Here is a 7,465-nt window from a genome sequence, read left to right on the forward strand (position 1 = left end):
CTTTTATATTTTTAAATCTATCATTTATTTCATATTTAAAACTCAATTTATTCCTTATATTTGACAAAAATATATTTTATCAAAATATTTTATATTAACCAATTAAACACCTTGTTATATCACTTTAGATAAAATTCATTTTTTTAAGGATTATAATGAGAAACTATTTTTTGATATTTTTTGTATCATATTTTACTATATTAATTACAAAGTTTGTATTTGTCTTTTACCTAGATGAACAATTTTCTGAATTTGCTACTACAGAACTAATATATACTATTTTTTGGGGAATCAAGTTTGATTTTGCGGCAAGTGCTATTTTTGCATTTGTTATTTCATTTTTTGATTTAAATAAGAGATTATTTGCTTTTTTTGGTTCTGTTGGTATTATTACAATATTTTTAACACAAATAAGTGATATATTTTATTTTGATGAGTCAAGCAGACATGTTGGTTATGAAATATTTGATATATTTCAAGATGCTAGAAGTCTTTTTATGACGGCGTTTTCACAGCATACATCAATGACAGTTTTAGCTATGTTTGTATCATTTTTGATATTTATAATTTGCTATAAAATCTTTAAAAATATTGAAGAATCAAAAATAAACAAACACTATTTTCTTAAGAAGTTTTTTATTATTTTGATATCTGTTTTTTTTATAAGAGGAATGTTTCAACATATTCCATTGCACCCTTGGCAGGCGAATGAAATAGGAAATACTCAACTTGCAAATGTATCTTTAAACTCTATATACAATATCATTTATTCTGTAGTTAATCAAAAGAAAAAATTATCAAAAGTAAAAATAGCAAATTTAAATAACGATATATTAGAAAAGTCCTTAAAAGAGATATATGCAGATTCAAATACAAATACAAATCTTCCACAAATAAAAACAAAACCAAATGTTGTATTATTTTTCCTTGAAGGCTGGAGTGCAAAATTTATGAGTGCTTATGGTTTTGAAGGAAAGACAACTCCTGTTTATGATTCACTATTAGAAAACTCTTTACACTCAAGGTTTATGATTGCAAATGGAAGAAGAACAACAGAAGGAATTTTTGCAACATTAACTTCATATCAAAATCCTTTAGGGAAAAGTATAGCAAAAACACAGCTACAAAATTTCGAATATGATTCTATTATATATGAACTAACTAAAAATGGTTATGATAGTGCATTTTTCCAAGGCTCTTCAAAAGATACAAGTGGAACAGGAAGTTTAGTTAATAATCTAGGATATAAACAAAGTTATGGGAAAAGAGATATAAAAGAAAGAATTTATGAAGAAAACTATTGGGGAGTACAGGATACAGATCTTTATAATTTTATAGAAAAGAAGATTGAAAACAAAAGTATAAAAGAGCCATTTGTATTAGGAATAAATGGTGCTACAACTCATGATGTGATTACACCAAAAGGATATAAAAAACAAAATTTTGTAGAAGATGTAGGATTTAATAATAAATTAAATGCACTAAATTATGCTGATTATGCACTTGGAGAATTTATAAAAAATATGGAAAAGAAATATCCAAATACTATTTTTGTTTTATTCGCAGATCATTGTACAGGTTCTATAAAAGGAAATATGGAGAACTATATGATTCCTTTTGCAATTTACTCTAAAGATTTAATTAAACCTAAAAAAATAGATGTTGTCTTATCACAAAGAGATATAGCGCCAACAGTTTATGATTTAGTATTAGGTAATCATACAAAAGAAATGCCAAACTTCACAGGTAAGTCACTTATTTCTAATAAAAGTTTTTACACAGACTATTTTAGAAATGGTATATTAGGCTGGATTGAAAATAATGATATTATAGAATTAAATACAACAACAAATAAACTTACATGCTTTAAATTAAATAATTTAAATAAAGAATCTACATCTTGTACTAACTTACATGAAGAGATGAAAAAAAGAGCGTTAGCTTTAACTATAAAATCACAAGAGTTGTTGTTTCAGGGTAGAACTAAGGTGATTAAAGAGTATAAATAAATACTCTTTAAATGTTTTTACTATTAATGAAATTAAATACAAAATTATTCTCTATAATAAGTGTATTCAAAGCAATAGTTTATTAAAATTTAGTATTTAAAATCTCAATAAAAAAGAGTAAAATTATACTTAGATATAAGTACACTTAAAATAATTAGGTGTAAATATGATATTATGTCTAATTCTATTTAATAAATAAGGATAAAAAATAAATGCAAATAGAAAATAGAAAAATAGGGTTACGTTATCCTCCATTAGTTATTGTAGAAATTGGCATTAATCATGAAGGTAATTTAAACACTGCTTTTGAGATGGTAGATGCAGCTTGGAATGCTGGAGCTGAAGTTATCAAGCATCAAACACATGTTGTTGAGGATGAGATGAGTAAAGCAGCAAAGAAAGTTATTCCTGGTAATGCATCTGTATCTATTTACGAGATAATGCAGAGATGTGCATTAAATGAAGAAAATGAGATAAAATTAAAAAATTATGTAGAATCAAAAGGTATGATTTTTATGAGCACTCCATTTTCAAGATCTGCAGCTGATAGACTTGAAAGAATGGGTGTGAGTTCATATAAAATTGGTTCTGGAGAATGTAATAATTATCCACTTATTGAACACATAGCATCTTTTGGAAAACCTATGATTGTAAGTACAGGAATGAACGATATTGAATCAGTTAGAAAAACAGTAAATATACTTGAAAAATACAATGTGCCTTATGCATTACTTCATACAACCAATATTTATCCTACGCCAGCTTATTTAGTAAGACTTGGAGCTATGCAAGAGTTACAAAAAGAATTTCCAAATGCTATAATAGGACTTTCTGACCATACTACTTCAAACAGAGCTTGTTTTGCAGCAACTGCACTTGGAGCTTGTATTTTAGAAAGACATTTTACTGATAAAATGGAAAGAAAAGGTCCTGATATCATAAATTCTATGGATCCAATTTCTTTGAAAGAATTAATTTATGGAAGTACAGAAATAGCACTTATGAGAGGTGGTAAAAAAGAGGCTGCAAAAGAAGAACAGGTAACTATTCAGTTTGCCTTCGCTACAGTAGTTACCATTAAACCTATTAGAAAAGGTGAAAAACTTACAAAAGAAAATATTTGGGTTAAAAGACCTGGAACTGGTTCAATAAAAGCAGAACATTATAAAGAATTACTTGGAAAAACTGTAAAGAATGATATTAATAATGATGAACATTTAAATTGGAGTGATATTAATGAATAAAAAAAGAATAGTTTTTCTAACAGGAACAAGAGCGGATTTTGGAAAAATAAAATCTCTTATAAAAATAACACAAAAATCTAAATTATTTGATGTACATATTTTTGCTACAGGCATGCACATGATTGCAAAATATGGAAAAACTATTATAGAAATTGAAAAATCAGGATTTAAAAATATTTATCCATTTATTAATCATGATGATATAGATCACATGGATAGAAATTTAGCAAAAACAATAGATGGATTTTCTCATTATATACTTGAGATAAAGCCAGACTTAATAGTTGTTCATGGTGATAGAATTGAGGCTATGGCAGGTGCAATAGTAGGTAGTTTAAATAATATTTTAGTAACACACATAGAAGGTGGTGAAATTTCAGGAACTATTGATGAACTTATAAGACATTCCATTTCTAAGCTTTCCCACATTCATTTAACTTCAAACGAACAAGCAAAAAAAAGACTTATTCAAATGGGCGAAGATAGAAATTGTATATTTAATATTGGTAGCCCTGATTTAGATGTTATGAATTCTAAAAATTTGCCTACTCTAAAAGTAGTAAAAAAGTATTATGAAATAGATTTTAAAGAATATGCAATAGTTATGTTTCACCCTGTAACTACAGAGATGGTTAAGCTAAAAAAACAAATAAAAACTTTTTTAAATAGTTTAATTAAAAGTGATTTAAATTATATAGTTATTTATCCAAACAATGATATGGGTTCAAATATTATTTTAGAAGAATACAAAAAAATTACGAATAACAATAAATTTAAAATATATCCATCTTTAAGATTTGAATACTTTCTAGTACTTCTTAAAAATGCACAATTCATAATAGGAAATTCTAGTGCAGGAATAAGGGAAGCACCATATTATAATATTCCAACTATAAACATTGGAAATAGACAGAATAATAGAGTTAAATCAAAAACTATAAAATCTATAGATTTTATAGAAAAAGATATTACTAAAGCTATAAAAGATGCTTTACTTACAAAAAAAGTAACAAAAGACGTAGATTTTGGCAATGGAAATAGTGACAAGAAATTTTATAATCTTCTACAAAAAAATACTTTTTGGAATATTCAAAATCAAAAACAGTTTAAGGATTTAAATTGAAAATAATATCTATTATACCTGCAAGAAGTGGATCGAAAGGACTTCCCAAAAAAAATATTATAGAGTTAAATGGTAAACCACTTATATTTTGGACAATAAAAGCTAGTATAAAGTCAAAATATATTACAAAAACTATAGTAAGTAGTGATGATGATAAAATACTAAGCATATCACAAAAATATAAAGCTGAAATATTAAAAAGACCTGCAGAACTAGCACTAGATACAACTCCTACGGAACCAGTAATTGAACATGTATTAAAAAATATTGAAAATATAAATACATATCACTATTTGATTTTGCTTCAACCTACATCACCTTTAAGAGATGAAAATGATATTGACAAATCTATAGAGTTATTAATAAAAAGAAAAGCAACAGCTTTAATTAGCACAACAGTCATTGACAATAAAGTTCTTAAAGCTTTTAAAAATAATAAATATGGTTATTTAGAAGGCATACTAAACAATGAATACCCCTTTATGAGAAGACAAGAACTTCCAAAAATCTTGATGCCAAATGGTGCCATTTATATTGTTAATATTCAAGAATTTTTGAAAACAAGAAAATTATTTACAAATAAAACTATATCATTTGAAATGAGTAATGAAAAAAGCATTGATATTGATACAAGAAGTGATTTAAAAAAGATTCAAAATATTAAATTACTAAGATGAAAAAAGTTAATAGATTATGAAAAAAGTTATATTGTTTATATATAGGGAATCTGTAGGAGAATTAAATGTTGCTTTACCCATAATAAATGAATTTTTAAAATATGAAAATTTAAATATTCTTTTTTATATTCCATCAAAAAAAGAATACTTAAAAATAGACTCAACATATAAGCAAGTTATAAAAGAACTTGGAGAAATTTTTATCGGTAAAACATCACTAATAAAAATCTTTAATAAAATAAAAAACAATAAGATATATTTAATAACGACAGATAAAGCACCTGAGTTTGAGTATGAACAACTAACTAAAACTTTTCCAAATGCAATTACTATTTTAATGCATCATGCTCAATCAATTTTATTTAATGAAAAACATAAAAGCGTAAATAAAAATAATTCAATAAATGATACTTATAAACCTGATTTTTTTATAGTAGGAAATAAAATAGATTATGATAATAAATATTTTGAAAATAATAATTATACAATAAATCATAATAAAATAATTTTCCTAGGTGCTTTGAACTATAAAAAAAGTTGGTTAACTTATTTACTGTCTAAAGAGATAAAAGATTATGATTTAGAAAGAAAAATCAAACAATTTAAAAAAATTATTTTGGTAACAACTCGTGGTCCACATAAAAAATACCTAGATAAAAAAGATTACGATTATCAAGTTGAAAGTATAATACACCTTGCTAAAAAATTAAATAATTATTTATTCATAATAAAACCTCATCCCAGAGAAAAGTTAAAAATTTACAAAATAGCATTTAAACAATCTAATAATTTAGATAATCTAATAATTAGTAATTTAAACAGCTATAGATTATGTTACTACTCTGATTTAGTAATATCATTTTGGTCTTCAGTGATACAAGATTGTGCAATAACAAATAAACCAGTTATAGAATTTCATAAACATAATAAAAAAAACTTAGATTTATTAATAGAAGATGAGAATAAAATAAAATCATATTTTGAGTACTATGGTTTTTGTATTCATACAAATAAAATAGAAGAACTTGAGAAAATAATTAAAAATACTAATAAATATAAAACAAATACAGAAATAAATAATATAGAAAAAATATTTTTTAATGATGAAGTAAATATATCTTTTGGAATTAAAAAAATATTAAATTTCAATAAAAATAATAAAAAAAATGATTTTACTAACTTTCAATACGTTAAAGACTTATTTTATTTTTTAATAAAGAAAAAACTATCTTTTTTTTAATATTTTCTTATCTCCTAATATACAAAGTAATGTAAAAGTATATATAAATACATTATTAAAAGGTTTATATAGAAGTATTGAATCAAATAAAAAAATAATTAATAATGGTAAAATACTAATAACATATAAACCTTTATTAGTATCTTTTAATTCTATGAATAAGCTTATAAATGAAAATAGAAATAAAAATAATCCAATAATACCATATTTTACCAAATACTCAGAATAAATACTGTGTACAGTATTATACATCCAGCCTAATTTAATATTATTATCAATCACATACTTATGAAATAAATCTTTTAAATCTCCTCCTCCTACTCCTAAAAAAGGTTCATTTTTCCATAATTCTAAAGAAGTATAATACATTTTTAGTCTTTGTCCCGTGCTTGAATAATAATTTGTATCTAAATCAAAAATTTTTATTTGATTAAATGCTTTTTCATATCTAATCACTAACATATTTTTATTTAATATAATATTTATAACTATAAAAAAAGCTGTAGCTAAAATCAGTATAATTTTAAGATTGAGTTTTATCTTTTTACTATTAATAATTATAAAAAAAATCAAAGTAATAATAAAAGCAACTTGTGCAGCTCTTCCATTATTGATAAAAATACCAATAAAAGTAATTAAACATAAGATTATATAAAAAATTCTATATGTAATATTTTTTTCTAACACAGCAAAATAGTATAAGAGATATGTTCCCAATACTAAATATGCTCCTGTAATCATATAACGAAATAAAAATTTTGGATTTTCTTGAGTACTACCATCCCAACTAAATAATCCTAAATAAATGAGTAAAGAAAAAAAACCATATACTCCAAAACTTATTCCTAAGATTTTTAAATTCTTTAAAGCCTCTCTTTTAGTTAAACTAGTATAAATAATTGGTAATAGATAAAAAAAATACTTTTGCGAATTCAAAGTACTAAAGAATTCTTCTTTGTTGCTAGACCAAAAATAACTTAAAGTTGCAAAAATAAGAAAAGTAACCATGAAAATGATGGGTTTAGAAGTAGTTATACTATAAAGTTTTTCTTTATAAAACTTTTTGTTATTTTTTATGTCAAGTATCCACCAAAATATTAATATTCCTGTTAATAAACCCATTTGTGAGCCAAAATATGTAAAAGGCAATAAAAAAGTGTAAAGATAAATAA

Annotated in this window: 6 protein-coding genes; 5 read left to right on the plus strand and 1 reads right to left on the minus strand. The window is 24.0% G+C overall.

All coding sequences use genetic code 11. From position 1 onward, the window contains the following. Nucleotides 1–155 precede the first annotated feature (155 nt). The 5 genes from ACTCCZ_RS13060 (at nucleotide 156) to ACTCCZ_RS13080 (ending at nucleotide 6,293) form a co-directional block, all read left to right on the plus strand. Entirely contained in the window at nucleotides 156–2,009 is a 1,854-nt protein-coding gene (locus tag ACTCCZ_RS13060; protein WP_079580076.1) for an LTA synthase family protein, read from the plus strand. A 212-nt stretch (nucleotides 2,010–2,221) separates the two neighbouring features. Then, nucleotides 2,222–3,253, plus strand: coding sequence for an N-acetylneuraminate synthase family protein (locus tag ACTCCZ_RS13065; RefSeq protein ID WP_079580077.1), 1,032 nt, complete (start codon nucleotides 2,222–2,224; stop codon nucleotides 3,251–3,253). Beyond that, the gene (neuC, locus tag ACTCCZ_RS13070; RefSeq protein WP_079580078.1) at nucleotides 3,246–4,376 is read left to right on the plus strand and encodes a UDP-N-acetylglucosamine 2-epimerase; all 1,131 of its coding nucleotides are present in this window, start codon (nucleotides 3,246–3,248) and stop codon (nucleotides 4,374–4,376) included. Before ACTCCZ_RS13065 ends, neuC begins: the two co-directional genes overlap by 8 nt. After that, nucleotides 4,373–5,053 (plus strand): acylneuraminate cytidylyltransferase family protein, encoded by a 681-nt coding sequence (locus ACTCCZ_RS13075; protein WP_079580079.1) that lies wholly within the window; start codon nucleotides 4,373–4,375, stop codon nucleotides 5,051–5,053. The genes neuC and ACTCCZ_RS13075 overlap by 4 nt, the downstream gene beginning before the upstream one ends. A gap of 16 nt (nucleotides 5,054–5,069) precedes the next feature. After that, nucleotides 5,070–6,293, plus strand: a complete 1,224-nt coding sequence (locus ACTCCZ_RS13080; protein ID WP_079580080.1) for a glycosyltransferase family protein — start codon at nucleotides 5,070–5,072, stop codon at nucleotides 6,291–6,293. Here the strand turns inward: ACTCCZ_RS13080 and ACTCCZ_RS13085 are convergent. After that, on the minus strand, nucleotides 6,279–7,465 hold a 1,187-nt coding region (locus ACTCCZ_RS13085), incomplete at its 5' end, for an O-antigen ligase family protein (RefSeq protein ID WP_463187410.1). The genes ACTCCZ_RS13080 and ACTCCZ_RS13085 overlap by 15 nt on opposite strands.

The sequence above is a fragment of the Malaciobacter sp. genome (assembly GCF_055140965.1).

Coding starts and splice junctions, on each gene's coding strand:
- ACTCCZ_RS13060 (WP_079580076.1), top strand. CDS start 156: ATGAGAAACTATTTTTTGATATTTTTTGTATCATATTTTACTATATTA.
- ACTCCZ_RS13065 (WP_079580077.1), top strand. CDS start 2,222: ATGCAAATAGAAAATAGAAAAATAGGGTTACGTTATCCTCCATTAGTT.
- neuC (WP_079580078.1), top strand. CDS start 3,246: ATGAATAAAAAAAGAATAGTTTTTCTAACAGGAACAAGAGCGGATTTT.
- ACTCCZ_RS13080 (WP_079580080.1), top strand. CDS start 5,070: ATGAAAAAAGTTATATTGTTTATATATAGGGAATCTGTAGGAGAATTA.